This window comes from Pinisolibacter aquiterrae, from assembly GCF_019160155.1.
Classification (GTDB): domain Bacteria; phylum Pseudomonadota; class Alphaproteobacteria; order Rhizobiales; family Ancalomicrobiaceae; genus Pinisolibacter; species Pinisolibacter aquiterrae.
Genome location: NZ_JAFNIH010000019.1, coordinates 48,181 through 73,249 on the forward strand (window position 1 = coordinate 48,181; position 25,069 = coordinate 73,249).

The following is a 25,069-nucleotide window of genomic DNA, read 5'->3' on the forward strand; positions in this document are numbered from 1 at the left end:
CCCATCGCGGGAGAAACCCCATGTCGACCGTTCTCGTCACCGGCGCCGCGCGCGGCATCGGTCTGGCCCTCGTGGCCGCGCTCGCCGATCGCGGCGACGAGGTGATCGCCACCGTGCGCGATCCCGAACGCCTGTCCGATCTCGCGGCGATCGTCGCCCGCCATCCCGACACGATCGAGGTCCACCGGCTCGAGGTGACCGATCCCGCTTCGATCGCCGCCCTCGCCGAACGGCTCCAGGGCCGGCGCATCGACGTCCTGATCAACAACGCCGGCATCATCGGCCCCGAGCGCCAGTCGACCCTCGACATGGACTTCGCCGGCTGGGCCGAGGTGTTCCGGGTCGACACGATGGCCCCGCTCGCGGTGTCGCAGGCGCTGTTGCCCAATCTGCGGCTGTCCGACCACGGCAAGATCCTGACCGTCTCCAGCGGCATGGGCTCGATGAGCACCACCAAGTCGGACCACGTCGCCTATCGCTCGGCCAAGGCGGCGGTGAACAAGGTGATGCAGTGCCTCGCCACCGACCTCGCCGAGGAGGGCATCGCCGTCGCGGTCTGCCATCCCGGCTGGGTCAAGACCGACATGGGCGGGTCGGAGGCCGACATCACCCCTGAGATGAGCGCCACCGGCCTCACCCGGATCGTCGACCGCCTCGGCCTCACGCGCGCGCCCGTCTTCCACGTCTGGGACGGCGGAATTCTGCCCTGGTGAGGCCGGGATCGCCCCGGCGCGGCGCGCGATTTCGGCGCCGTGCCTTCGCGGGCGCGAAGGATTTTTTCCCACCGATCTCGGCGCCGCAGCGACGAATTTACCTTTTCCTGCCCCGCTTCGGCCTCTAGACTCGTGTCCGCCGTCGAAGAGCGGCCAGTCGACAACGATGAAGGAGGAGCCAAATGGCCCTGAACCGGACCTTCGACCTGATCATGGTCTCCGCCGCGTTCCTGTTCGTTTCCGCGTTGTGTGTCGGGCTCTTCTGAGCCGTGAACCTCTCGCACCCGGACCGAAGCGTCCGGATGGAGACATCGGCCTCGCCAGCGGCGAGACCCTGCCCGGCCCGCCTCGTGCGGGCCGTTTTCATATTCCTCCCCGCCTCGTGCGGGCCGTTTTCATATCGCGCCCCGCGAGGCGGGGCGCTGTCCTCTTCGAAGAGCCCACCTGAAGCCGTCCGGCTCGATCGCCGAACGCCGCGCCTCCGCTTTTCCCCCGGCTTGCGGCGGGCCGGTTCAGCCTGCTTTCATGTCGGCGGAATACGGTCCGCCGCGTCGTCGACCTGAATTCGCCGCCGCCGCGAATGGCGCGGGGCGAATTCGTCATGGAGACTTTTCGAATGTCCGTTCTTTCCACCTCCCCCGCCGCCCCGCGCAACTGGGACGCCGGCGTCAAGGCGCTGCATTGGTCCATGGCGCTGCTCATTCCGCTGACCTGGGTGCTCGCGGTGGTGCGCGAGGATCAGCCCCGCGAGACCGCGATCAAGCTGATGATGGCCCACAAGAGCGTCGGCCTGGTGGTCTTCGCGCTGCTGCTGGTGCGCGTCGCCTGGCGCCTCACCCATGCCGCCCCCGAGACCGAGAAGACCCCGTGGGAGCCGCTCGCCGGCCTCCTCGCCAAGCTCGGCCACGGCCTCCTCTATCTCCTGATGATCGCCGTGCCGCTCGGCGGCATCGCCGCGACCTTCACCAACGGCCGCTCGCTGCCCTTCTTCGGCCTGTTCGAGATCGCCTCGCCGATGGCCCAGAACCACGACCTCTCCGAGCTGATCGGCGGCGTCCACGAGTTCGCCGGCCACGCACTGCTGGCGCTCGCCTTCGCCCATGCCGTCGCCGGCATCCTCCATCACGCCGTGCTGAAGGACCGCACGCTCCTCAAGATGAAGCCCTTCGCCCGCGACTGAGGCCGGGGACGTCCCCTCGACACGAGCCATGCCGAAGACGAAGCGCCCCGCCCGGGGCGTTTCGCACTTCCGTAACGGCCGGTTTCGTGTTTTTTTTGAGTTTCCGTCGTTTTGTTTCGGGCCCGTTCCCGGCGCCGGACCACGTGTGTCGCCCGCCGCACCGGCCCGGGATCGGCCCGTGTCTCCCGCCCGTGATCGCCCGGAACGTCACCCACGACGGTTGGGGGATCGAAGAGGGGGAGATCGTCGAATGCGACAGTCGATTGCGTTCATCGCCTTGATGGGACTGTGCGGAATCGCCTCGGCCGCACCCGAGCCGGGGCTGGAGGAAGCCGGAGCGCGCTGCGACGCCACCACCGTTCAGGGCTGCCGGCCCGAGCGGCTCGCCGCCGCCGAGACCGCCCATTTCGGCCCGCTCGCCGAGAAGCGGCCGGCCGCCTCCGCCGGAACCGGCGCCGAAATCGTGGTCGCCCAGAACGTGCTGTCGTCGAGCGGCAGCCAGAGCGGCTCCATCGACGTCGATCTCTGCAATCGCTCGCCCTATGCGCCGCTCTTCTCGGCCATCGCCTATTTCAAGGACCCCGACGACCAGTACGTCACGCTCAAGGGGTGGTTCAAGATCGAGAAGAATTCCTGCCGCACCTTCCACGCCCTCTTCGGGCGCTTCCAGAAGATCAAGTTCGCCTATTACGCGGAATGGGAACACGGCCGCCGCTACTGGCCGTCCGGCGGCGACTGGAAGCTCTGCATCGACAAGCAGAAGGCCTTCGAGCGCTACAACTCCTCGAACTATACCTGCGAGTCGCGTGAGAAGCTGGTCGATTTCGACGTGATCACGGTCGATCGCGACCAGCCGTCGCGGACCATCAACTTCCGCTGAGGCCACCGCCGCGCCCTTCGGCCTCGTCCGGAGGGCGCGAGCCTCATAGGGAGCCCGCACGCACGGGCGGGACGACGTCCCCCCGAAACGGGCGCTCAGTCGGCCGACAGGATGACGTTGCGGACGATCGGATAGATCTGATTGTCCCAGCGCTTGCCCGAGAAGACGCCGTAATGGCCGACACCGGCCTGCATGTGATGGCGCTTGCGATAGGGCTTCAGCGACGGCGTCAGATCGTGCGCCGCCGCGGTCTGGCCGAGCGAGCAGATGTCGTCGCGCTCGCCCTCCACCGTCAGCAGCGCCGTGCGCCGGATCGCGCGCGGGTCGACCGTGCGACCGCGATGGGTCATCACCCCGCGCGGCAGCCGCGCCTCCTGGAACACCCACAGGATCGTCTCGAGATAGAACGCGGCGTCGAGATCCAGCACCGCGAAATACTCGTCGTAGAAGGCCTTGGTCACCGCCGCCTTCTCTGTCTCGCCCTTGGCGAGATGCTCGTAGAGTTCGCGATGCGCCTTGACGTGGCGGTCCATGTTCATCGCCATGAAGGCGGAGAGCTGGACGAAGCCCGGATAGACCCGCCGCCCCGCCCCCGGCCAACGGCTCGGCACGGTGGCGATCATGTTCGTCTCGAACCACTCGTAGGGCTTGGAGGTGGCGAGTTCGTTGACCTTGGTCGGGTTGACGCGGGTGTCGACCGGCCCGGCCATCAGCGTGATCGAGCGCGGCTGCGCCGGATCGTCGTTCTCCGCCATCACCGCCGTCGCCACCATCACCTGCACGCAGGGTTGGCACACCGCCACCACATGCGTCCCCGGCCCCAGCACCTGGAGGAAGGTGACGATCGTGTCGACGTAATCCTCGAAACCGAACCGGCCCTGCGTCAGCGGCACGTCGCGCGCATTGTGCCAGTCGGTGATGTAGACGTCGTGATCGGCGAGCAGCGTCTTGACCGTGTTGCGCAGCAGCGTGGCGAAATGGCCCGACAAGGGCGCCACCACCAGAACCCGCGGCTGCGCCACCTGCACGTCCTTCTTGAAGTGCAGCAGCGTGCCGAAGGGCGCCACGAAGCGCGGCTTCTCCTCCACCTTGACCGTCTCGTTGCCGACCACGACCTCCTCGATCCCGTAGGGCGGGCGGCTATGGGTCAGCGAGGCGCGCGAGATCATCTCGTAGGCGGCGGCCAGAGATCGCAGCCCCGCGGGCGCCGACGAGGTGAGCCAGGGTCCCAGCGTCGACATCATCGTCCGCGCCACGGTCCGCAGGGGATCGGCGAGGTCGTTCTGGCTCTGATAGGCGAGATAGAGCATGCGGTAACCCGATGAGCGCCGTCGAGAAATCCCGTGCGGCTCGGAAGGTTCGCAGCGGACGCCCTCGCCCCCGCTCGGTTCGCGTCAGGAAGACGCGGACGTGAAAAGGCTAGTGCAAATTGCAATTGCTTGCGAGATAATTCTGGAACGGCTTCGACCGACGCTGCGCCCTCGCGGGCCGGCCCGGTGGTGGCGATCTCGGAAGGAGACCGGCTCATGCCCTCGGCCACGCTGACGATATCCAGCAAGAACTACTCGTCCTGGTCGCTGCGCGGCTGGCTTCTCGCGCGCATGAGCGGGCTCGCCTTCGAGGAGAGGATCGCCTCGATGGACGACCCCTCGACCCGCGCCGAACTGCTGCTGCTGTCGCCGTCCTTCCTCGTGCCCTGCCTCGCCCACGACGGGCTCGAGGTCTGGGACACGCTGGCGATCGCCGAATATCTCGACGAGCAGCGCCCCGAGGCCGGCATCATCCCCAAGGAGCGGGTGGCGCGCGCCCATTGCCGCTCGATCTCCGGCGAGATGCACTCCGGCTTCGCCAATCTGCGCTCGGCCCTGCCGATGAACCTCAAGGCCCACTACCCGAACTTCAAGGTCTGGGCCGGCGCGCTCGGCGACATCGAGCGCATCCGCGCCATCTGGAAGGAGGCGCTCGCCGCCTCGAAGGGTCCGTTCCTGTTCGGCGAGGCGCCGACGCTCGCCGATGCGATGTACGCCCCCGTCGCCGCCCGCTTCACCACCTACGACGTGAAGCTCGATCCGGTCTGCGAGACCTATCGCGCCACCGTCATGGCCTGGCCCTTGATGACCGAATGGATCGACGCCGCGCTGGCCGAGCCGGAAGAAATGGACGAACTCGACGTCGAGTTCTGAGACCCGGCGGCCTGGTCCGAGCGAGGCACGGCCGCGCGCTCAGCGCGCGCCGAGCAGTTCCGACAGCGGCTTGATCGGAATGGCGGTGTCGACCAGTTCGAGATCCCGCTCGATCTCGTCGAGATGGGAGACCATCTGCGCCACCGCCTCGGCGCTACGGCCCCCGGTGATCGCCTCGACCAGGGCCGCGTGGTGATCGACCTTGCAGCACTGCGAGCGCGAGCGCCGATAGAGCAGGATGATCAGCGACGACCGCGCCACCAGCTCGCGCAGGAAGTTCTCGTAGATCCCGTGCCCGGCGATGCGCGCCAGCACCAGATGGAATTCGCCGGAGAGCCGGATCGCCGCGCGATCGTCGCCCGCCCGCTCCGCCGCCTTCTCCTGCGCCAGATGATCGCGCAGCAGCGCCGCGCCGGCGACCTCGCAATGGGCCGTCGCCAGTTCCGTGATCTTGGGCTCGATCAGCCGCCGCGCCGAGAACACCTCCGCCGCCTCCTTGACGGACGGATGCGCGACGAAGGCGCCGCGGTTCTTCTCGATGACGACGATGCCCTCGTGGGCGAGCGACTGCAGCGCCGCGCGCACGATCGTCCGGCTGACGCCGTAGATCGCTCCGACCTCGTCCTCGCCGAGCTTGGTGCCGGGCCCGAGCCGCTGCTCGAGGATCGCCCGGACGATGTCGCGGTGAATGGCTTCGGCGCGCGTGCCGGGCCGATCCGGCCCGGCGTCCTCGTGAGTTGCGAAGATGTCGGCCATGGCGCCCTCCCGGCGACCGCCCGCCGCAGCGGATGAAGCGACGAAAGACGCGACTCCGCGCCGTCTCATCCAATATAATCCATCGCCGAAGCGAGCAATCGGAAATGATTGTATACGAAAATAAGGCCTTTCGTGTGCATTTGCCTTATTTTCAGGCATCCCGAGACGCCGAGACGATCGGAGCGGCCTCAGAGACCCGATCGCTCCGTCAATGAATCCATTGACTTGACGAAATGGTGCCGTCTGGCACGCCGTTTGCGAACCTCCTCGAAGCCACGCCGACAACGGAGCGATCATGGGTCACCCCGCCGCCTTGGAACTCGTCGATCTGACCCGCCGCTACGGCCCGGTCGTCGCCGTCGCCGGGATCGATCTGAAGATCCCCGCCGGCACCTATTGCTGCCTCTTGGGGCCGTCGGGCTGCGGCAAGACGACGACGCTGCGCATGATCGCCGGCCACGAAAGCGTCACGGAAGGCGACATCGTGCTCGGCGGCGCCAACGTCACCGGCCTCGAGCCGGCCCGGCGCGGCACCGCCATGATGTTCCAGTCCTATGCGCTGTTTCCCCATCTCGACGTGATCGACAACGTCTCCTTCGCGCTGCGCATGCGCGGCGTCGACAAGAAGACCCGTCATACCCGCGCCCGCGAGCTGCTCGACCTCGTCGACATGAGCCCCTACGCCGACCGCCTGCCCTCGCAGCTCTCCGGCGGCCAGCAGCAGCGCGTCGCCCTCGCCCGCGCCCTCATCACCGAGCCGCAGATCCTGCTGCTCGACGAACCGCTCTCCGCCCTCGACCCGTTCCTGCGGGTGAAGATGCGCGCCGAGCTGAAGCGCCTCCAGCGCGAACTCGGCATTACCTTCATCCACGTCACCCACGGCCAGGAGGAGGCGATGGCGCTCGCCGATCTGGTGGTGCTGATGAACGGCGGCCGGATCGAGCAACAGGGCAGCCCCCGCGACGTCTTCAACGCACCGCGCACCGAATTCGTCGCCCGCTTCATGGGCGGCCACAACGTGGTCGAGACGCCGACGGGCAAGATCGCCATCCGCTCCGACCTGACCCGCCTCGTGCGCGGCGACGGCCCCCGCCCCGCCTTCGTCCGCGCCATCGAATATCAGGGCCCCCACGTCCACGTCGCGGTCACCACCGCCGACGGGGTCGAGCACCTCGCCATGGTGCCCGAGGCCGTCTTCGACCGCGACCCGCTCGAACCCGGCGCCGTCGTCTCCATCGATTGGGACGAAGCCGCCGCGCATACGCTCGCCTGACCTGCCACCACTTCGGCGTATCCCAGATCGGGAACGCCCTGTCCGAGGGAGACTGGAAGATGTCCGACGTGACCGAGAAGACCACGGGTCTCAGCCGCCGTTCGCTCCTCAAGGGAGCCGCGGGCGTCGCCGGCATCGCCGCCGGCTCCGGAGCGATCACCGGCTTTCCCTATGTGATGTCGTCAGAGCCCAAGGTGCTGCGCTACCTCGGCACCGCCGTCAACGAGGGCGACGACATCGCCAAGAAGTGCTTCGCCGACACCGGCATCAAGATCGAGTACATCACCGCGACCACCGACGACGTCACCAAGCGCGTCATCACCCAGCCGAACTCCTTCGACGTTCTCGACACCGAGTATTTCAGCCTCAAGAAGCTGATCCCGTCGGGCAACATCCTTCCGCTCGACGCCCGCAAGATCAAGGAATTCGACAACATCACGCCCGTCTTCACCAAGGGCGAGCTGCCCAACGGCAAGAAGATCGGCGGCCAGGGCACCGCGCCCTGGAAGGTGCTCTATCTCGAGAGCGAGACCTCCAAGACCTTCGCGACCAAGCCGACCGAATGGATTACGCTGATCCCGACCGTCTACAACGCCGACACGCTCGGCATCCGCCCCGACCTGATCAAGCGCCCGATCAACTCCTGGGCCGAGTTGCTCAACCCCGAGTTCAAGGGCAAAGCGGCGCTGCTCAACATCCCTTCGATCGGCATCATGGACGCCGCCATGGTGGTCGAGGCGACCGGCCAGTACAAATATGCCGACAAGGGCAACATGACCAAGGCCGAGATCGATCTCACCATGAAGATCCTGACCGAGGCCAAGAAGGCCGGTCAGTTCCGCGCCTTCTGGAAGGACTTCAACGAGAGCGTCAACCTGATGGCCTCGGGCGAGACCGTCATCCAGTCGATGTGGTCGCCGGCGGTCACCAAGGTCCGCTCGATGGGCATCCCCTGCACCTTCCAGCCGCTGAAGGAGGGCTATCGCTCCTGGGCCTCCGGCTTCTGCGTGTCGAAGGGCGTCTCCGGTCCGAAGCTCGACTGGGCCTACGAGTTCGTGAACTGGTTCCTGTCGGGCTGGGCCGGTGCCTATCTCAACCGCCAGGGCTACTATTCGGCCGTCCTCTCCACGGCACGGGCCAACATGGAGCCCTATGAGTGGGCCTATTGGATGGAAGGCAAGCCCGCCGAAAAGGACATCCTGTCCCCGACCGGCGCGCTGCTCGAGAAGGCAGGCAGCCTGCGTGACGGCGGCTCCTACGACGACCGCATGGGCAACGTCGCCTGCTGGAACGCCGTCATGGACGAGAACGACTACATGGTCCGCAAGTGGAACGAGTTCATCGCCTCCTGAGGAGCGAGAACCACCGCCGTCTCCCGTCGCGGTCGCCGATCGCGGCGGGAGCCGCCCTCCCCGGCGCTTCGCGCCCTGCCCGATCCGTTCGGGTCCCGGGCGACGAGATCGGAGATCCGCGCATGCCCCCCGCCGGCCGTCCCGCCACGCCGCCCCCGCGACGCCGGCTCTCAGCCGGCGCCGGTGGCGAGCGCGATGCCGGCCTCGCGGAACTTCATCACCGTCACGTAGATCAGATCCGAGCGCACCGAATTCAGCTTGGCGAGATCGGCGCAGATCACGTTGAGATCGATCTCGATGCCGTTGTCGGCGATCTTCACGAAGTGGACCGACGGCGCCGGATCGCGCAACACGCCCGGATGCGCCGCCGCCACCCCCATCAGGATCGAGAAGACCGCCTTCAGATCGCTCTCGTGCTTGACCGTGAGCTTGATCGTCACCCGATGGGTCGGATCGGAGAGGGTCCGGTTCTTGACGATCGACGAGACGATGTCGGAATTCGGCACGATCACCGACGACTTCTCGCCGAGTTGCAGCTCGGTCGAGCGCACGTTGATGCGCCGCACCTTGCCCTCCTCGCCCTTGACCACGATCACGTCGCCGACCCGGATCGGACGTTCCGCCAGCACGATCAGGCCGGCGACGAAGTTCGACACCACCTGCTGCAGGCCGAAACCGATGCCGACCGAGAGCGCGCCGGCGACGAGGGCGATGTTCTGGAGCTGCACGCCGGCCTGACCGAGCGCCACCGCCAGCGCCACCGCGAAGCCGGCATAGCCGGCGATGGTCGTGACCGAATGGCGCAGACCCACGTCGAAGGTGGTGCGCGGCAGCAGCTGCCGATCGAGCCAGGCCACGAACACCCGCGTGCACAGGAGACCGACGCCGAACAGGACCGTCGCGATCCCCGCCGCGCCGATCCAGCGCCGAAGGTCGGCGAACCGCACGCCGAAGAACACGTCCGAGAACGGATTGACGTGGCCGAACTCGATACCCCACGGGCTGAACAGCATCAGGATCGCCACCGCCGTGACGGCCACGCGCAGGAACCCGCCGACCACGGTACCGACCAGATCGACCGTCCGCGCGTCGAGACCGAGCGCGCCGGCGACGGCGCGATTGGCCGACGTCCCCGGGGAGAAGCCCTCACTGACGAAGACCTCGATCGAGACGTAGAGATAGACCGCCAGACACAGGATGATGCAGGAGGCGACCACGCGGCCGACGATCATGCCGGCGAGCGAGATGAAGCCGAGCAGCAGGGCCGCCACCACGGCGAGGCCGAGCAGCCAGAACAGCGGCCGCATCAGATGGAGCGGCGCCCGCACGAGCCCGGTCGCCCCGGCGGACGCGGTGACGCGGCGCGTCGTCGCCAGCATCGAGAGGCCGGTCACCACCGAGCCCATCGCCGCGAAGGCGGTCATGGCGATCGTGTCGACGGTCGGCGCCGACAGGGCGGCGATCGCCCCGAGCAGCACGAGGCCGATCAGATAGACCACCATCGTCACCCTGAGGATCCGGTCGAAACGCTCCGCCGTGCGGTCGTCGGCGACGACGATGCGATGCGCCGGCGAGCCGGGCGAGAACACCGCATGGACCACGCCGACCGACGCGCCCCAGGCGGCGATCGCCCCGGCGATGCCGCGGATGAAGGTCTCGATCTGATCGGGCAGAATGTGGAACCGCTTGACCAGCATCGCCAGCAGGAACCCGACCGCCATCGATGGCAGCGCACTCACCGCGAACACCAGCGAGGCATGGACGACGACCGCGCGCTTGCTCGGCGCCACCTCGGGCGCATCGGCCAGGAGTCGTCCGACCCAGCGGCGGCGCGCCCACATCAGCCCGAGCCCGGCCACGCTCACCAGACCCACCAGCAGCTTCAGCTCGAACCAGGCATCGGCCCGCGTCAGCTGATAGTCGGCCTCCATCAGAGTGAGACCGGCGCGATAGCGCAGCCGAGGAACGCCCACCTCGAAGAAGTGCCGCCAGAAACCGGGATAGAGAATGCTCTCGGAATACTGGAAGATGCGCGAATTGAACAAGGCGCGCCGGCTGTCGGTGAGCTTCACCCAGATGTTCTCGATGTGGACGAGCATCACCCGCATCGCCGCGACCTCGCGCTCGAGGCGTTCGACCGTCTCGCGCCGTTGCGCCCGGTCGGCCGTCTGACCGGGGGATTCCGCGGGCGCCCCCGCCGCCGGAGCGGGACCGAACGCGGCGAGTTCGGCGCGCGCGCCTCCGAGCTGCTGCTCGGCCTCGCCGATCATGTCGAGCACTTCGTCGTGGATCGGGTCGAGCTGCTCGCGCAGATCGAACAACCCGTCGAAACTGTCGGCCTTTTCGGCCTGTTCCTTCTCGACCTTCTCGAGCGCGGCGCGGGCCGCCTCGAGCCGCGACGTCTCCGCCACCGGCGCGACCACCTGCGCGGACGCCCCGTGCCGATCGGGCATCGTCATCGTGAAGCCGAAGAAGATCATCGCCGCTGCGATGAGAGCGAGAGCGAGGCGATACACGGGACGGCGCCCCTCGATTGGAGAGACAGGGTGGTGGGATCGAAACGATCGGATTCAACAGGTTTCTCGATCGGACACAAGTACCGCCAGGGGCCCCGATCCGCCCGAATTCGCGCCATTTTCCGCCGCCCCGCCCTCCTCCTCCCGCCGCCGCCACCGGAGCCCTGCCCATGACCCCGTCGACGATCTCCCGCCACATGGTGGCCTGGGCCCAGGCCGCGCCGATGGCGCTGGTCTTTCTCGCCTTCTTCCTGGTGCCGTTGGCGCTGGTCGTGATGGTCTCGTTCTGGGACTACAACGATTACGCGATGATCCCGACCTTCTCCGGTCGCGGCTATACCGAGAGCTTCGAGGGCTGCCTCACCAGACTTCCCGAGGCCTGCACCATGCTCAAGACCTACGGCCAGACGCTGAAGTTCTGCGCCATGGTCTGGGCGATCACCCTGGTGGTCGGCTTCACGGTCGCCTATTTCCTCGCCTTCCACGTCAAGTCGGTGACGTGGCAGATCGCCCTGTCGCTGGTCTGCACCATCCCCTTCTGGACCTCCAACGTGATCCGCATGATCGCCTGGATCCCGCTGCTCGGCCGCAACGGGTTGATCAACAAGACGCTGGTGGGGCTGCACATCGTCGACAAGCCGATCGAATGGCTGCTCTATTCGCAGTTCTCGGTGGTCCTGGCGCTGGTGCACCTCTTCACCTTCTTCATGGTGATCCCGATCTTCAATTCGATGATCCGCATCGACAAGTCGCTGATCGAGGCCGCCTACGACGCCGGCGCCTCCGGCTGGCAGACGCTGTGGACGGTGATCGTGCCGCTCTGCAAGCCCGGCATCGTCATCGGCTCGATCTTCGTCGTCACCATCGTCATGGGCGACTTCGTGACGATCGGCGTGATGGGCGGCCAGCAGATCGCCTCCGCCGGCAAGGTCGTCGAAACCCACCTGAACGCGCTGCAGTTCCCGGTCGCCGCCGCCAACGCGGTGATCCTGCTCGGCGTCACCTTGATGATCATCGCGGCGATGTCGAAGCTCGTCGACGTGCGCAAGGAGCTGTGACCATGACCGACGGACGCTCCCGCGCCTTCTATTTCCTGGCCGCCTTCTTCGCCGCCTATGTGCTCTTCCTCTACGGGCCGATGATCGCCATCTTCGTGCTGTCGTTCCAGGGACCGGACGGCGGCCTCACCTTCCCGATGAACGGCGTCTCGCTGACCTGGTTCGCCAAGCTCTGGGAGGGTCAGGGCATCGTCGACATCGGCGCCGCCTTCTGGCGCTCCGCCCGCCTCGGCCTCGTGGTGATGGCGCTGACCGTGGCGATCTCGGTCTCCGCCGGTCTCGCCTTCCGCCGCCGCTTCCCCGGCTCGGCCTTCCTCTTCTATGTGGCGATCGCCAGCCTGATCGTGCCCTCGATCGTCACCTCGCTCGGCATCGGCCTGGAGTTCCGCCTGATCGACGACACGATCAAGCACCTCGCCGACACCTTCGGCTGGGCCTATACCCAGCGCCACTACACCACCGCCATGGGCCTCTTCACCTCCGGCCTCGGCGCCCACCTGACCTGGACGCTGCCCTTCGGCCTCCTGATCATGTTCGCGGTCTTCAACCGCTTCGATCCCCGCTACGAGGAGGCCGCCCGCGACCTCGGCGCCACCCCCTGGCAGACCTTCCGCTTCGTCGTTCTGCCGATCATCCTGCCCTCGGTGGTCGGCATCGGCCTCTTCGGCTTCACCCTGTCGTGGGACGAGATCGCCCGCTCGTCCCAGGCGATCGGCTCGGTCAACACCCTGCCGCTCGATCTCCAGGGCTTGACCACCACCGTCACCACACCCGACATCTACGCGCTCGGCACCGTCACCTCGGCGGTGTCCTTCCTGGTGATCGGCCTCACCTTGACGACGATCCGCTCGCTCGCCCGGCGACGGACCCGCCACGGCGACGATTCCGGCTCGGGACTGGTGTGAGGGACGCCCCCATGTTGATTCATCTGGTCAATCCCAACACGACCCGGTCGATGACCGAGAAGGCGGCGCTCGCCGCCCGCGCCGTCGCCGCCCCCGGCACCGAGATCCGCGCCGACGAGAGCCGCGACGGACCCGCCTCGATCGAGGGCCCCTACGACGGCGCCCTGGCGGTGCCGGGCCTCCTCGCCCGCATCGAGGCTGCGATCGCCGCCGGGGCCGAGGCGCACGTCATCGCCTGTTTCGACGACACCGGCCTCGATGCCGCCCGCGCCCTCTCGCCCCATCCGGTGATCGGCATCGGCGAGGCCGCCTGCCACACCGCCTCGCTGGTCGCCGATCGCTTCACCGTGGTCACCACCCTGTCGCGCTCGGTGCCGACGCTGCGCGCCAACATCGCGCGCTACGGCCTCGCCGGGCGTTGCGCGGCGGTGCGCGCCGCCGAGGTGCCGGTTCTGGCGCTCGAGGAACCGGGGTCCGACGCCTGCCGCCGCATCTCCGCCGAGATCGCCCGCGCCCTCGCCGAGGACGGCAGCGAGGCGATCGTGCTCGGCTGCGCCGGCATGACCGATCTCGCCCGCGCGCTCTCCCGCGAACACGGCGTTCCGGTGATCGACGGTGTCACCGCCGCCGTGGTGATGGCGGAAGGTCTGGTGCGCCAGGGATTGGCGACGTCCAAACGCGGCGGTTGGGCCTCGCCGGCGCCCAAGGCCTGGATCGGCCGCCGCCTCGATCAGGCCCGCGTCGAGGCCTGACCGCGGTCCGGCGCCCGGCTCTCTTCCGCCAGTGCCCGCCACGCGGCGAGCAGCGCCGCGCCGATCCGTCCGACCGCCTCCGGCGCCGTGAGCCCGCCCTCGGCGCGGACCGCGTCGACGGCGGCGACCACCCCGACGAGACCGACGTTGGCCGCCGCGCCCTTCAGCGTGTGCAACGCCCGGCGCCCCGCCTCCTGGTCGCCCTCGGCCTGAGCCCGCACGATTTCCTTGAGGAGCCGGCCGGCGTCCTCCCGGAAGATCTCGGTGAGCTCGGTCGAGCCCTCCGCCCCGAGCGCCTCGAGGAGGCCCTCGCGATGGGCGCGATCGAGGACCGGCGCACGCTCGGGCACCTCGAGCACGTCGAACGCCCCGGCCGTCTCGCTCGAAGCCGCCGGCACCGGCGCCGCCTCCTCTCGCGCCGCCCGCCTCGGCGCCGCTTCCGCCGCCGCGCCCGCGTCGGGGAGGAACCGCGCCAACATCTCCGCCAATTTGTCGAGCGTCACCGGCTTCGACAGGAAGTCGTTCATTCCGGCCGCGACACAGGCCTCGCGATCGGCCGCGAAGGCATTGGCGGTGAGACCGACGATCGGCACCACCGCCGCCGCGCCCTGGCTCGCCCGGATCCGCCGCGTCGCCTCGAGGCCGTCCATCACCGGCATCTGCATGTCCATCAGCACCAGATCGACCCCGCCCCGCGTCATCCGCTCGACCGCGCGGGCGCCGTCCTCGACCATTTCGACGGTGAAGCCGAGCCGTTTCAGAAGACCGCAGGCGACGGTCCGGTTGACCGCGTTGTCCTCCGCCACCAGCACCCGGCCGCGACCGAGCGGGCGCGGGATCGCGGCCTCTCCGGTGAACGGCGACGCCGCCCCGGTGAAACGCGTCCCGGCGATCCGATGAGCGAGCAGTCGCGCCAGCCGCCGCGGCGTCAGCGGCCCCTCCACGAAGTCGGCCGCCTCCCCGGCGAAGGCGCGCGCGCCGACGCCGAACACCACCGCGTCGACGTCCTGCGCGATCCGTCCCGCCAACATCGCCCGGGCGAAGGCGGCAGTGTCGTAGAGGACCACGCGCTTGCGGGTCTCGGCGCGCGCCGCCGCGTGCGTCGAATGGCCGAGGAGCCGCAACGCCCGCATCACCACCGCCTCCACCAGCGGCGCGGCCGCCTCGACCCGCACGTCGAGCCCGGCGAGGACCGGCGCGTCGTCGGCGTCGTCGACCCGATCGACCGGGATCTCGAACCAGAAGGTCGCCCCCGCGCCGGCCCGGCTCTCGACGTGGATCTCCCCGCCGAGCGCATGCACGATCCGCCGGGTGATCGCCAGTCCGAGCCCGGTGCCGCCGTAGCGGCGGCTGATCGAGGCGTCGGCCTGGGTGAACTCCTTGAAGAGACGCGCCTGATTTTCGGCGGAGATGCCGATGCCGGTGTCCTCCACCAGCACCCTGAGGGCGATGCCCCCGTCGCGACGACGCGCCTCGAAGATCCGCACCGCGACGGTGCCGCGATCGGTGAACTTGACGGCGTTGCCGACCAGATTGATCAGGATCTGCCGGAACCGGGTGGGATCGGTGACGTAGCGCGTCATCGGGTGACAGGCGACGATCTCGATCCCCTTGGCCTCCGCCTTCGGCGCCAACATGTCGACGACGCCGTCGACCACCTCGGCGAGCGCCATCGGCCGCCGCTCGAGGTCGATCTGGCCGGATTCCAGCTTGGAGAAGTCGAGCACGTCGTCGATCAGCGCGATCAGACCGTCCGAGCACTGGCGAATGGTGCCGAGCTGTTCGCGTTGCTCGGGCCGGAGCTGCGTCGAGGCCAGAAGCTCGGCCATGCCGATGATGCCGTTGAGCGGCGTGCGGATCTCGTGGCTCATCGTCGCCAGGAACGCCGACTTGGCCTTGTTGCCGGCCTCCGCCGAGGCGGCCGATTGCGCCAGCTCCTCGGAGAGGCGCTGCAGACGGAAGCGCGAGACCTCGATCTGACGCAACTGCCGCCAGATCATCACGATCACCGTGCCCATCGCCAGGGTCATCGCCGCCAGGGCGAACCCGAGGAACGTGTAGATCCGATCGGTCTCGACCCGATCGTCGGCCTGGAGTTCGGCCTGGATGTGATGGGTCCGCGTGAGCAGCGCGTCGGTCGCCGAGCGCAACGCCCGCGCCTCGGCGATCATGCTCTCGAGCTCGTCGGCGCTCGCAACGCCGTCCGCGGCGATCCGATCGAACACCGGCACCATCCGATGCAGGACCGTGCCGACCGCCTCGGTCCGCGTCTCCAATTCGGGATCGTTGCGGAAGCGCGCCGGAAAATCGGCCGCCACCATCACCTCGTTGCGGGAATAGAGAATGTCGAAGCGCAGAGTGACGTCGGCGATCGTCACCTCCTTGGGATGGGCGACCGCTTCGTGCAGCACCTCGGCGAGACGCGTCGCCTCGCGATCGGTCTGATAGGTCGCCCACAACGCATCCTCGCGAATGCTGACCGAGACCGAATGATTGCGGGTCCACAGCGCGTGGAAGGTGGTCAGGACGCCGCCGAGCATCATCAGGCCGGCGAAGAGGAGTGCCACCACCGCCTTGTTGCGGCCGATCGCCCGCGCATAGGACGTCAGGATCCTGCCGGTCTTCATCCACGCCCTCCGACGGTCGACGCGTCCCTTCCGGGGGCGCGCGCCCCCGCCCTCATCGTACCTCGATCGACTTCACCTGCCACGCCGACCGCGCGAAGACCTTCTCGTTGTAGAGCGAGGCGTCCTGGTCGAAGGGATAGATGATGAAGATCGGTCCCTTGTCGCGCACCGCGATCTCCCGGCCGTCCTTGCGGATCGCGAGGATCACCGGCCACTTGCGCAGGTCCTCGACCGGCACGTCGACCGCGTAGTCGTTGAGGGCGACGACGTGCAGCGTCGTGCCGGTGGCCGCGACCGCCTCGAGCAGCGCCGAGCCGAGCGGCCCCTCGAACCGGATCACACCCTTGGTCCACGGCGTCTCGGTCTCGGTGACCCGCCCCGGCAGCGCCGCCAACATCGCCATGTCGAACAGCGCCGCGCCGTCGGCGTTGGTCACGCCGATCTTGCCGGTCACGGTGAGCACCACCGGCCCCTTCGGAGCGGCGAGCGACCCGGCCGCGGCCGGCAGCGCGCCGAGGAGAAGGGCGAGCACGCCGAACGCGGCGCGGCGAAGGTAGGGGATCATGAACGTCTCCGATGCGGACCGCCTGTCGCGGCCTTCTCGTGTTGGGGAAGCGCGATCTCGACCGGCGTCACGCCGCCGAGATCACGTCGTCGTCCCGCCCGGTTCCGGCGATCGCGGCGATCTCGTCGAAATGGGCGAAGAACGCCTCGACGCAGGCCGGATCGAAATGCGAGCCGGACCCGTCGGCGACGAAGGCGATGGCCTTCTCGATCGGCCAGGCGGGCTTGTAGGGCCGCACCGACATCAGCGCGTCGAAGACGTCGGCGAGCGCGGTGATGCGTCCGACCACCGGGATCGCCTCGCCGGCGAGCCCCTTGGGATAGCCGGTGCCGTCCCAACGCTCGTGATGGCTGACGGCGATCTCCGCCGCCATCTGCAGAAGTCGCGACTTCGAGCCCTCGAGGATGGTCCAGCCGAGATCGGTGTGGGTCTCCATCACCTTGCGTTCCTCGGGCGACAGCGCGCCCGGCTTGAACAGGATCTCGTCGGGAATGCCGACCTTGCCGACGTCGTGCATCTGCGCCGCGATCTCCACCAGCCGGCGATCCTCCACCGACAGGCCCATGCCCTCCGCCAGGATGCCGCAGATCCGCGACATGCGGGCGATGTGGTCGCCGGTGTCGGTATCGCGCCGCTCGGTCGCCTTGGTCAGGCGCCAGATGATCTCCTGCTCGCGCTCGACCAGTTCGCTGGTCTTGATCGACACCTCGCGGTCGAGGAGCGCGGCGCGCGCCGCCAACTGCTTCTGCGCCTTGCGCAGCGCCAGGAGATTGCGCACCCGGACTTTGAACTCGAGCGGATCGAGCGGTTTGGTCAGAAAGTCGGTCGCCCCGGCCTCCAGCGCCTGGAGCACCACCTCGCGCTCGTCGGTGGTGGTCACCATCACCACCGGCACGGTGGCATGTCGGCTCATCCGCCGAATCCGCCGGACGAACTCGACGCCGTCGATCTCCGGCATCACGTAGTCGACCAGAATCAGGTCGACGTCCGTCTCTCGGAGGGTCTCCAACGCCGAGGCCGGATCGGTGAAGGCGAGCGTCTCGCAGTCCTCCACGCGGCGCACGAGCTGCCGCACCAGCACCAGATTGGTCATGTTGTCGTCGACCATGAGAACCGTGTTCATGGGCGCGCTCCTCCACTCTTCATCTCCTATCGAAGAGCCATGAAATCACCTTGAAGACAATGATCTCGTTTGATTCGAAGAGGGATTCGGATGGATTGAGTGAACAGAAATTCAATTCAATTGTAGAAAGAGGCCATCGACCCACAGGAAGGAAACATCAACGAGAATCGGTCATGAAGACTTCGGATAAACTTTTAATGATCGTCCGAGCCGAGCCCCGCTCGCGACCCGGACGACCGCAGAGCGCCGCCGGCGCCGGCGCTCGCCCGCCCACCGGCGGGGTTTCCCGAAACGCCTCGCGCGATCCTCGCTTGCGCCGCCCCCTCGCCGCGCCGTAAAGCTCGAACCGAGGAGATCCTTTGCATGGCGCGCACGTTGGGTTCGGTGGGTGAGAAGACGTTCGAGGCGATCCGCGCCGCCGGGACACGTCTGATCTGGCAGCACGGTTTCGAGGCGATGAGCCTGCGCCGCCTCGCCGCCGAGGTCGGCATCCAGCCCGGCTCGCTCTACAATCACTTCGAGACGAAGCAGGCGCTCCTCTTCGACATCGTCCGCGAGCACATGGCGACGCTGACCGCCCGCCTCGACGAGGCCCTGGTCGGCCACGAGGCCCCGCGCGAGCGCCTCGTCGCCTTCACCTCCTTCCATGCCCGCTACCACATGACCCGGCGCATGCAGGTCTATGTCGCCAATTCCGAGCTGCGCAGCCTCGATCCGGAGAACCGCGCCGAGATCGTCGGTCTCCGCCGCGCCTACGAACGCCGCCTCGAGACGATCCTCGAGGCCGGGCGCGACGCCGGGCTCTTCCACGTCGCCGATCTCAAGATCACCACCTATGCCCTGATCTCGATGATGACCGGCATCTGCGAGTGGTATCAGCCCGACGGCCGCCTGACCGAGGCGGAACTGGTGGCGATCCACGTCGACATGGTCCTGCGCGCCGTCGCCGCCTGAGAGCGGGACCACACGCCTCCCCGCCCCCCTCGCGATCGCACGTCTCCCCCCTTCGGCCCCTTGACATCCCTCCGAATAAAAACGAACGTTCGTTCAAATCGAGCCTGAAGTCTCGGGAGGAAACGTCCATGTCGGTCATCGAGGACAGCCTCGATCGGCGCGCGCCCGCTTTCGCCGCCAATCGCGCGGCGTTGGAGGCGCGCGTCGCCGAATTGAACGCGCGCGTCGCCGCCATCGTCGAGGGCGGCGGCGAGACCGCCCGCGCCCGCCACGAGGCGCGCGGCAAGCTCTTCGTGCGCGACCGCATCCGCCTCCTGATCGACCGCGGCACCCCCTTCCTCGAACTCGGGCAACTCGCCGCGAACGGCCTCTACGGCGACGAGGTCCCCTCCGCCGGCCTCGTCACCGGCATCGGCCGCATCGAGGGGCGCGAATGCCTGATCGTCGCCAACGACGCGACCGTGAAGGGCGGCACCTATTTCCCGATGAGCGTGAAGAAGCATCTGCGCGCTCAAGAAATCGCCGCCAAGAACCGCCTGCCCTGCGTCTATCTGGTCGATTCCGGCGGCGCCAACCTGCCCAATCAGGACGAGGTCTTCCCCGACCGCGACCATTTCGGCCGCATCTTCTACAATCAGGCCCGCATGTCCGCCGACGGCATCCCCCAGATCGCCGTCGTCATGGGGTCGTGCACCGCCGGCGGCGCCTATGTGCCGGCCATGTCCGACCAGTCGATCATGGTGCGCGAACAGGCGACGATCTTCCTCGGCGGCCCGCCGCTGGTGAAGGCCGCGACCGGCGAAATCGTCACCGCCGAGGACCTCGGCGGTGCCGACGTCCATACCCGCACCTCCGGCGTCTCGGATCTGATGGCCGAGGACGACGCCCATGCGCTCGGCCTCGCCCGCCGCGCCGTCGCCGGCCTCGCCCGCCCGAAGCCGGCCGGCCCCGAGCTGCGCGAGCCGCGCCCGCCGCTCCTCGATCCGGAAGACCTGTTGTCGGTCGTCTCCGCCGACCCCAAACAGCCCTTCGACGTGCGCCAGATCATCGGCCGCATCGTCGACGGGTCCGAATTCGACGAGTTCAAGCCGCTCTACGGCCAGACGCTGGTCACCGGCTTCGCCCATGTCTGGGGCTATCCCGTCGGCATCGTCGCCAACAACGGCATCCTCTTCTCCGAGAGCGCGCTGAAGGGCGCCCATTTCGTCGAGCTCTGCGCCCAGCGCGGCATTCCCCTGCTGTTCCTCCAGAACATCACCGGCTTCATGGTCGGCCGCAAATACGAGGCCGGCGGCATCGCCAAGGACGGCGCCAAGATGGTGACGGCGGTCGCCTGCGCCGACGTGCCGAAGATCACCATCGTCGTCGGCAATTCCTTCGGCGCCGGCAATTACGGCATGTGCGGCCGCGCCTACGACCCCAATTTCCTCTTCATGTGGCCCAATGCCCGCATCTCCGTGATGGGCGGCGATCAGGCGGCGAACGTCCTCGCCCAGGTCCGCCGCGACGGCATCGAGGCCAAGGGCGGCAGTTGGGATCCGGCCGACGAGGAGGCCTTCAAGGCGCCGATCCGCGCCCAATACGAGGAACAGGGCTCGGCTTGGTATTCGACCGCGCGTCTCTGGGACGACGGCGTCATCGACCCGCGCGACACGCGCATGGTGCTGGCGCTCTCGCTCTCCGCCGCCTTCAACGCCCCCCCGAAGCCGACCCGCTTCGGCGTCTTCCGCATGTGAGGCGCGACCGATGACCCCGACCCGCCCGCTCCGCCGCCTGCTCGTCGCCAATCGCGGCGAGATCGCCGTGCGCATCATGAAGACCGCGAAGACGATGGGGATCGAGACCGTCGCCGTCTTCTCCGACGCCGACGCGGAAGCGCTCCATGTGCGCTCCGCCGATCTCGCCCATCGCCTCGGCCCGGCGCCTGCCCGCGAGAGCTATCTCGACGTCGACAAGATCCTGGAGGCGGCGCGGGCGACCGGCGCCGACGCGATCCATCCGGGCTACGGCTTCCTCTCGGAGAACGCCGATTTCGCCGACGCCGTCGCCGACGCCGGCCTGATCTTCGTCGGCCCGCCCGCTTCCGCGATCCGCGCCATGGGCTCCAAGGCCGCCGCCAAGGCGCTGATGGAAGAGGCCGGCGTCCCCCTCGTCCCCGGCTGGCACGGCGCCGACGCGTCCGAGGCGGTGCTCGCCCGCGAGGCCGAACGCATCGGCTTCCCCGTCCTGATCAAGGCCTCCGCCGGCGGCGGCGGCAAGGGCATGAAGGTGGTCGAGCGCGCCGAGGACCTCGCCGAGACGCTTCTCTCCGCGCGGCGCGAGGCGCAGGCCGCCTTCGGCGACGATCGCGTCCTGATCGAGAAGTATCTGACCCGGCCGCGCCACGTCGAAGTGCAGGTCTTCGCGGATTCCCACGGAGAGACCGTCCATCTCTTCGAGCGCGACTGCTCGCTCCAGCGACGCCATCAGAAGGTGATCGAGGAGGCCCCCGCCCCCGGCATCACCCCCGAGCGCCGCGCCGCCATGGGCAAGGCGGCGATCGACGCCGCCCGAGCCGTCGGTTACGTCGGCGCCGGCACGGTCGAATTCATCACGCAGGGCGACGACTTCTTCTTCATGGAGATGAACACCCGTCTCCAGGTCGAGCATCCGGTGACCGAGGCGATCACAGGCCTCGATCTGGTCGAATGGCAGATCCGGGTCGCCCGGGGCGAGCCGCTGCCGCTCACCCAGGACGAGATCCTGCTCGTCGGCCACGCCGTCGAGGCCCGGCTCTATGCCGAGGATCCCGCGCGCGACTTCCTGCCCCAGACCGGCCGCCTGACGCGGCTCGCCTTCCCCGAGGGTGTGCGCGTCGACACCGGCGTCGAAGAGGGCGACGAGATCTCGCGTCATTATGATCCGATGATCGCCAAGCTGATCGCCCACGGGCCGACCCGCGCCGAGGCGCTCGCCCGTCTCGCGGTGGCGCTGCGCGCGACCGAGCTCGACGGCCCCGCCACCAACCTCGGCTTCCTCGAACGCCTCGTCGGCCATCCGGGCGTCGTCGGCGACACCCACGACACCGGCTTCATCGCCCGTGAGGCCGACGCCCTCCTCGCCGAGCCCCCCGCCGACGAGCGCCTGTGGAACGCCGCCGCACTCGTCCGCCTCGCCCGCGAGGAGGCCGAGGCGAAGCGCGCGCCGGCCGACCCGTTCTCGCCCTTCGCGACCGCCGGGGCCTGGGGCCTCAACGTGGCCGCCCGGCGCGTCGTCACCCTCGACGACGGCACCGCCCCGCGCACGCTGACCTTCGAGACCGACCGCTCCGGCACCCGCCTCGTGACCGCCGGCGGCGCGATGCCCGTCGCCTGCCGGCTCGCGGCCGACCGCGCGACCATCACCCTCGGCGACGCGCGGTTCGCCGTGACCTTCGCCGAGGACGGCGACCGCCTCACCCTCGCCTCCCCGCTCGGCCGCGCCCGCTTCCGCGAGATCGATCCGCGCGCCGGCACCGCCAGCACCCACCACCATGCCGACCGGCTGGTGGCGCCGATGCCGGGTTCGGTGGTCCAGGTCCTGGTCGAGGCCGGCGCCAGCGTCACCGCCGGCACGCCGCTGGTGGTGGTCGAGGCGATGAAGATGGAACACGTCGTCCGCGCCCCCCACGACGGCATCGTCGAAAAGGTCGAGGTCGCCGTCGGCGACGTCGTGGCGGAGGGCTTCGAGCTGGCGGTGATGGCGGCGGAGGCTTGAGCCGGGGGCGGCCCCGCCCCGGCTTCGCCGAGCGTCGTCGCCACCGAACGCCCGTTCACGGTACACCGTCACCCCGGAGCGCCGGCCCGACACCGTGCCCCTGGCGCGTGCCGCGAGCACCACCGTCACTCCCTCCGCGCCGACGGCGCTCCGGCCGGGAACGACGGCCCCCGAGGGCGGTCGCGCGTCGACTTCCTGCCCTGCCCCCTGTTTGGCTTCACCCTGAGACGCCCGATCGAAGATCGGGCCTCGAAGGGCGAAGCCACGACGGACCTCACCCCACGCCCCCGGGGCCACTCGCCCGCCCGCCTCGAAACACAACCAAAAGTCGATTCAACTGCGCAGGGACCCGTGGTGATCTCCTTCCGTCCCGATGGAGCCCCACCCATGCCGGCTTCCCCACATCCCCTCGTTCCGATGCTCGCGTTCGTCGTCTCGGCCTTCCTCGCGCCGGTCGCCGAGGCCGGCTGCGACCTCTCCTCGGCGCCGCCGTGCCGAGGCTGCGGCTGCAAGGGCGGTCCGGGCTGGCGTCACATCGCCACCGGGAGCTGCGTCGGGTTCCGCGACATCGATCAGAAATGCGGCCGCCCGCCGTCGAGCGCGCTCTGCGTCTTCGAGAATGCTCCCGGCACCGGCGCCAATCGCGACTGCGCCCTCGCCCCGGCGACGCCGCCGGCCGCGCCGGGCCGCTGAGATCACCCGAACAGCGCCCGCTCCAGATCGCAGACGCTGTCGAGCACCAGATCCGCCTGCGCCCCCAGGCTCTCGCGCGTGCCGGTCCCGGTCAGGACGCCGATCGCGAGCCCCGCTCCGGCCGCGCGCGCCAGCCCCATGTCGTGGCCGGTGTCGCCGACCACCGCGATCTCCCGCGGGCCGCAGCCGACCGCCGCCGCGAAGGCGAGCGCGATCCCCGCCTCGGGCTTGGCGCCGTGGCCGCTGTCCCAACCGGCGGTGAAGACGAGGAGATCGGCGATGCCGAAGCGTTCGGCCATGGCGCGCACGCTCGCCTCGTTGTCGCTCGAGGCGACGCCGAGCGCGAGCCCGCGCGTCGAAAGCCGCCCGAGGATCACCGGGAGATCGCCGACCGCGACCATGTCGTCGACACCGGCGAGAAAGAGATCGTCGAGCGCCCGTGTCAGCGCCGCCGGCTCGAACCGAGCGCCGGCCGCGACCAGCGCCGCCGCGATCTCGCCCGCCGAGCCCGCGGCCATGATCGACGTCGGCGACAACGCCCGCCCCCCGGCATCGACCCCGACCGCCGCGCGCAACCGCTCGGCCAGCGCCGCGTCACCTTCCGCAGCGAGCGCGATCGCGCGGGCATTGATCGGCGTCCACGAGGCCGCGTAGTCGACCAGCGTTCCGTCCTTGTCGAAGAGGATCGCCCGGATGCCCGGCCGGCGCGGATCGACACCCGGCATCGCCCTCACCCCTCGCCGAGCACCAGCAGATCCTCGGCGCCGAACACCAGCCGCACGGCCGTTCCCGGCTCCGGCGGGCGCTGGGTGGTCTGATTGAAGGCGTCGAGCGTCACCACCTGGGTGTCGAGCCTGACCTTCACGCGCACCACCGCGCCGAGGAAGCTCACCGCCTCCACCGTGCCCGGCAGCCCGGTCGCCGTCGCCCCCAGCGTCACCGCCTCGGGGCGCAGCGCCACCGTCACCGTTTCGCCGGCCCGCCGTCCCGCGAGCCCGCGCCCGACCGTCACCTCGCGCCCGTCGAGCGTCAGCCGTCCCTCGTCGACGACGACGCCGTCGAGGAGATTGAGCGTGCCGACGAAGGAAGCGACGAAACGGTTCTTCGGCCACGTATAGACCTCGAACGGCGTGCCCACCTGCGCCGCCCGCCCCTCGTTCATCACCACGATGCGGTCGGACATCGACAGCGCCTCTTCCTGGTCGTGGGTGACGAAGATGGTGGTGATGCCGAGGTCGCGCTGCAGCGCCCGGATCTCCTCGCGAAGCGAGACGCGGATCTTGGCGTCGAGCGCCGACAGCGGCTCGTCGAGGAGGAGGACCTGCGGCCGGACGGCGATCGCCCGCGCCAGCGCCACACGCTGCTGCTGGCCGCCGGAGAGCTGCCAGGGATAGCGATCGGCGAGATCGGGCAGCTTGATGATCGCCAGCATCTCGGCGACCCGCTCGCGGATCTCCGCCGCGCTCTTTTTGGCGATCCGCAAGCCGAAGGCGATGTTCTCGCCGACGGTCATGTTGGGGAAGAGGGCGTAGGACTGGAACACCATGCCGACGTCGCGCTTGGCCGGCGGCAGGCGCGTCACCTCGCGCCCGTCGATCGCGATGCGCCCGGCGCTGGCCGCCTCGAAGCCGGCGATCATCCTGAGGATCGTCGTCTTGCCGCAGCCCGACGGCCCGAGGAAGGAGACGAACTCGCCCTTCTCGATGCCGAGATCGAAGTCGTGGACGACCGTGACCGGGCCGAAGGCCTTCTTCAGGCCGGTGATGTCGATGAAGCTCATCGTTCCTCCGAAAGAGCTGGAAGG

21 protein-coding genes are annotated in these 25,069 nt (G+C 68.9%); 13 read left to right on the forward strand and 8 right to left on the reverse strand.

Annotated elements, in window-relative coordinates:
- Positions 1 to 20: 20 nt before the first annotated feature.
- From J3S89_RS04460 to J3S89_RS04470, 3 genes are all read left to right on the forward strand, one after another.
- Positions 21 to 713, forward strand: a complete 693-nt coding sequence (locus tag J3S89_RS04460; RefSeq protein ID WP_217926277.1) for an SDR family oxidoreductase — start codon at positions 21 to 23, stop codon at positions 711 to 713.
- Between the two features lie 616 nt (positions 714 to 1,329).
- The gene (locus tag J3S89_RS04465) at positions 1,330 to 1,893 is read left to right on the forward strand and encodes a cytochrome b (RefSeq protein ID WP_217926278.1); all 564 of its coding nucleotides are present in this window, start codon (positions 1,330 to 1,332) and stop codon (positions 1,891 to 1,893) included.
- A gap of 250 nt (positions 1,894 to 2,143) precedes the next feature.
- A complete protein-coding gene (locus J3S89_RS04470) occupies positions 2,144 to 2,773 on the forward strand; it encodes a DUF1036 domain-containing protein (RefSeq protein ID WP_217926279.1) in 630 nt (209 codons plus the stop codon).
- A 95-nt stretch (positions 2,774 to 2,868) separates the two neighbouring features.
- On the opposite strand, the gene J3S89_RS04475 is transcribed toward J3S89_RS04470, so the two are convergent.
- Complete coding sequence (locus tag J3S89_RS04475) at positions 2,869 to 4,083, reverse strand: polyhydroxyalkanoate depolymerase (protein WP_217926280.1); 1,215 nt, start codon at positions 4,081 to 4,083, stop codon at positions 2,869 to 2,871.
- Between the two features lie 216 nt (positions 4,084 to 4,299).
- Here J3S89_RS04475 and J3S89_RS04480 point away from each other — a divergent pair, with 216 nt between their 5' ends.
- Positions 4,300 to 4,956, forward strand: a complete 657-nt coding sequence (locus J3S89_RS04480) for a glutathione S-transferase family protein (protein WP_217926281.1) — start codon at positions 4,300 to 4,302, stop codon at positions 4,954 to 4,956.
- Positions 4,957 to 4,995: 39 nt separating this feature from the next.
- Here J3S89_RS04480 and J3S89_RS04485 read toward each other — a convergent pair whose 3' ends face one another.
- The gene (locus J3S89_RS04485; protein WP_217926282.1) at positions 4,996 to 5,712 is read right to left on the reverse strand and encodes a GntR family transcriptional regulator; all 717 of its coding nucleotides are present in this window, start codon (positions 5,710 to 5,712) and stop codon (positions 4,996 to 4,998) included.
- A 295-nt stretch (positions 5,713 to 6,007) separates the two neighbouring features.
- Here J3S89_RS04485 and J3S89_RS04490 point away from each other — a divergent pair, with 295 nt between their 5' ends.
- Together J3S89_RS04490 and J3S89_RS04495 are read left to right on the forward strand one after the other, a co-directional pair.
- Positions 6,008 to 6,985, forward strand: coding sequence for an ABC transporter ATP-binding protein (locus tag J3S89_RS04490; protein WP_217926283.1), 978 nt, complete (start codon positions 6,008 to 6,010; stop codon positions 6,983 to 6,985).
- Between the two features lie 59 nt (positions 6,986 to 7,044).
- Positions 7,045 to 8,337, forward strand: a complete 1,293-nt coding sequence (locus J3S89_RS04495) for an ABC transporter substrate-binding protein (RefSeq protein ID WP_217926284.1) — start codon at positions 7,045 to 7,047, stop codon at positions 8,335 to 8,337.
- Between the two features lie 170 nt (positions 8,338 to 8,507).
- Here the strand turns inward: J3S89_RS04495 and J3S89_RS23475 are convergent, their stop codons facing one another.
- Entirely contained in the window at positions 8,508 to 10,853 is a 2,346-nt protein-coding gene (locus tag J3S89_RS23475) for a mechanosensitive ion channel family protein (RefSeq protein ID WP_217926285.1), read from the reverse strand.
- A 170-nt stretch (positions 10,854 to 11,023) separates the two neighbouring features.
- On the opposite strand from J3S89_RS23475, the gene J3S89_RS04505 reads away from it, so the two are divergent.
- From J3S89_RS04505 to J3S89_RS04515, 3 genes are read left to right on the forward strand one after another with little or no spacing between them, the layout of a single operon-like run.
- Positions 11,024 to 11,911, forward strand: a complete 888-nt coding sequence (locus J3S89_RS04505) for an ABC transporter permease (RefSeq protein WP_217926286.1) — start codon at positions 11,024 to 11,026, stop codon at positions 11,909 to 11,911.
- A 2-nt stretch (positions 11,912 to 11,913) separates the two neighbouring features.
- On the forward strand, positions 11,914 to 12,816 hold the full coding sequence (locus J3S89_RS04510; protein WP_217926287.1) for an ABC transporter permease: 903 nt from the start codon (positions 11,914 to 11,916) through the stop codon (positions 12,814 to 12,816).
- An 11-nt stretch (positions 12,817 to 12,827) separates the two neighbouring features.
- Positions 12,828 to 13,568, forward strand: coding sequence for an aspartate/glutamate racemase family protein (locus J3S89_RS04515; protein ID WP_217926288.1), 741 nt, complete (start codon positions 12,828 to 12,830; stop codon positions 13,566 to 13,568).
- Here the strand turns inward: J3S89_RS04515 and J3S89_RS04520 are convergent.
- From J3S89_RS04520 to J3S89_RS04530, 3 genes are all read right to left on the reverse strand, one after another.
- Complete coding sequence (locus J3S89_RS04520; protein ID WP_217926289.1) at positions 13,547 to 16,195, reverse strand: hybrid sensor histidine kinase/response regulator; 2,649 nt, start codon at positions 16,193 to 16,195, stop codon at positions 13,547 to 13,549. The genes J3S89_RS04515 and J3S89_RS04520 overlap by 22 nt on opposite strands.
- Positions 16,196 to 16,247: 52 nt before the next feature.
- Positions 16,248 to 16,760 (reverse strand): putative pterin-binding protein, encoded by a 513-nt coding sequence (locus J3S89_RS04525; RefSeq protein WP_230489271.1) that lies wholly within the window; start codon positions 16,758 to 16,760, stop codon positions 16,248 to 16,250.
- A gap of 67 nt (positions 16,761 to 16,827) precedes the next feature.
- A complete protein-coding gene (locus J3S89_RS04530) occupies positions 16,828 to 17,883 on the reverse strand; it encodes an HD-GYP domain-containing protein (protein ID WP_217926290.1) in 1,056 nt (351 codons plus the stop codon).
- Positions 17,884 to 18,246: 363 nt separating this feature from the next.
- Here J3S89_RS04530 and J3S89_RS04535 point away from each other — a divergent pair, with 363 nt between their 5' ends.
- The 4 genes from J3S89_RS04535 (at position 18,247) to J3S89_RS04550 (ending at position 23,265) form a co-directional block, all read left to right on the forward strand.
- Positions 18,247 to 18,837: a TetR/AcrR family transcriptional regulator gene (locus J3S89_RS04535; RefSeq protein WP_217926291.1), complete on the forward strand. Its 591-nt coding sequence runs from the start codon at positions 18,247 to 18,249 to the stop codon at positions 18,835 to 18,837.
- Between the two features lie 128 nt (positions 18,838 to 18,965).
- Positions 18,966 to 20,573, forward strand: coding sequence for a carboxyl transferase domain-containing protein (locus tag J3S89_RS04540; protein ID WP_217926292.1), 1,608 nt, complete (start codon positions 18,966 to 18,968; stop codon positions 20,571 to 20,573).
- A 10-nt stretch (positions 20,574 to 20,583) separates the two neighbouring features.
- A complete protein-coding gene (locus J3S89_RS04545; protein WP_217926293.1) occupies positions 20,584 to 22,572 on the forward strand; it encodes an acetyl/propionyl/methylcrotonyl-CoA carboxylase subunit alpha in 1,989 nt (662 codons plus the stop codon).
- A gap of 387 nt (positions 22,573 to 22,959) precedes the next feature.
- On the forward strand, positions 22,960 to 23,265 hold the full coding sequence (locus J3S89_RS04550) for a hypothetical protein (protein ID WP_230489270.1): 306 nt from the start codon (positions 22,960 to 22,962) through the stop codon (positions 23,263 to 23,265).
- A gap of 2 nt (positions 23,266 to 23,267) precedes the next feature.
- Here J3S89_RS04550 and J3S89_RS04555 read toward each other — a convergent pair whose 3' ends face one another.
- Positions 23,268 to 23,990: an HAD family hydrolase gene (locus J3S89_RS04555; protein ID WP_217926294.1), complete on the reverse strand. Its 723-nt coding sequence runs from the start codon at positions 23,988 to 23,990 to the stop codon at positions 23,268 to 23,270.
- Positions 23,991 to 23,995: 5 nt separating this feature from the next.
- A complete protein-coding gene (locus J3S89_RS04560; protein WP_217926295.1) occupies positions 23,996 to 25,045 on the reverse strand; it encodes an ABC transporter ATP-binding protein in 1,050 nt (349 codons plus the stop codon).
- Between the last annotated feature and the right edge of the window lie 24 nt (positions 25,046 to 25,069).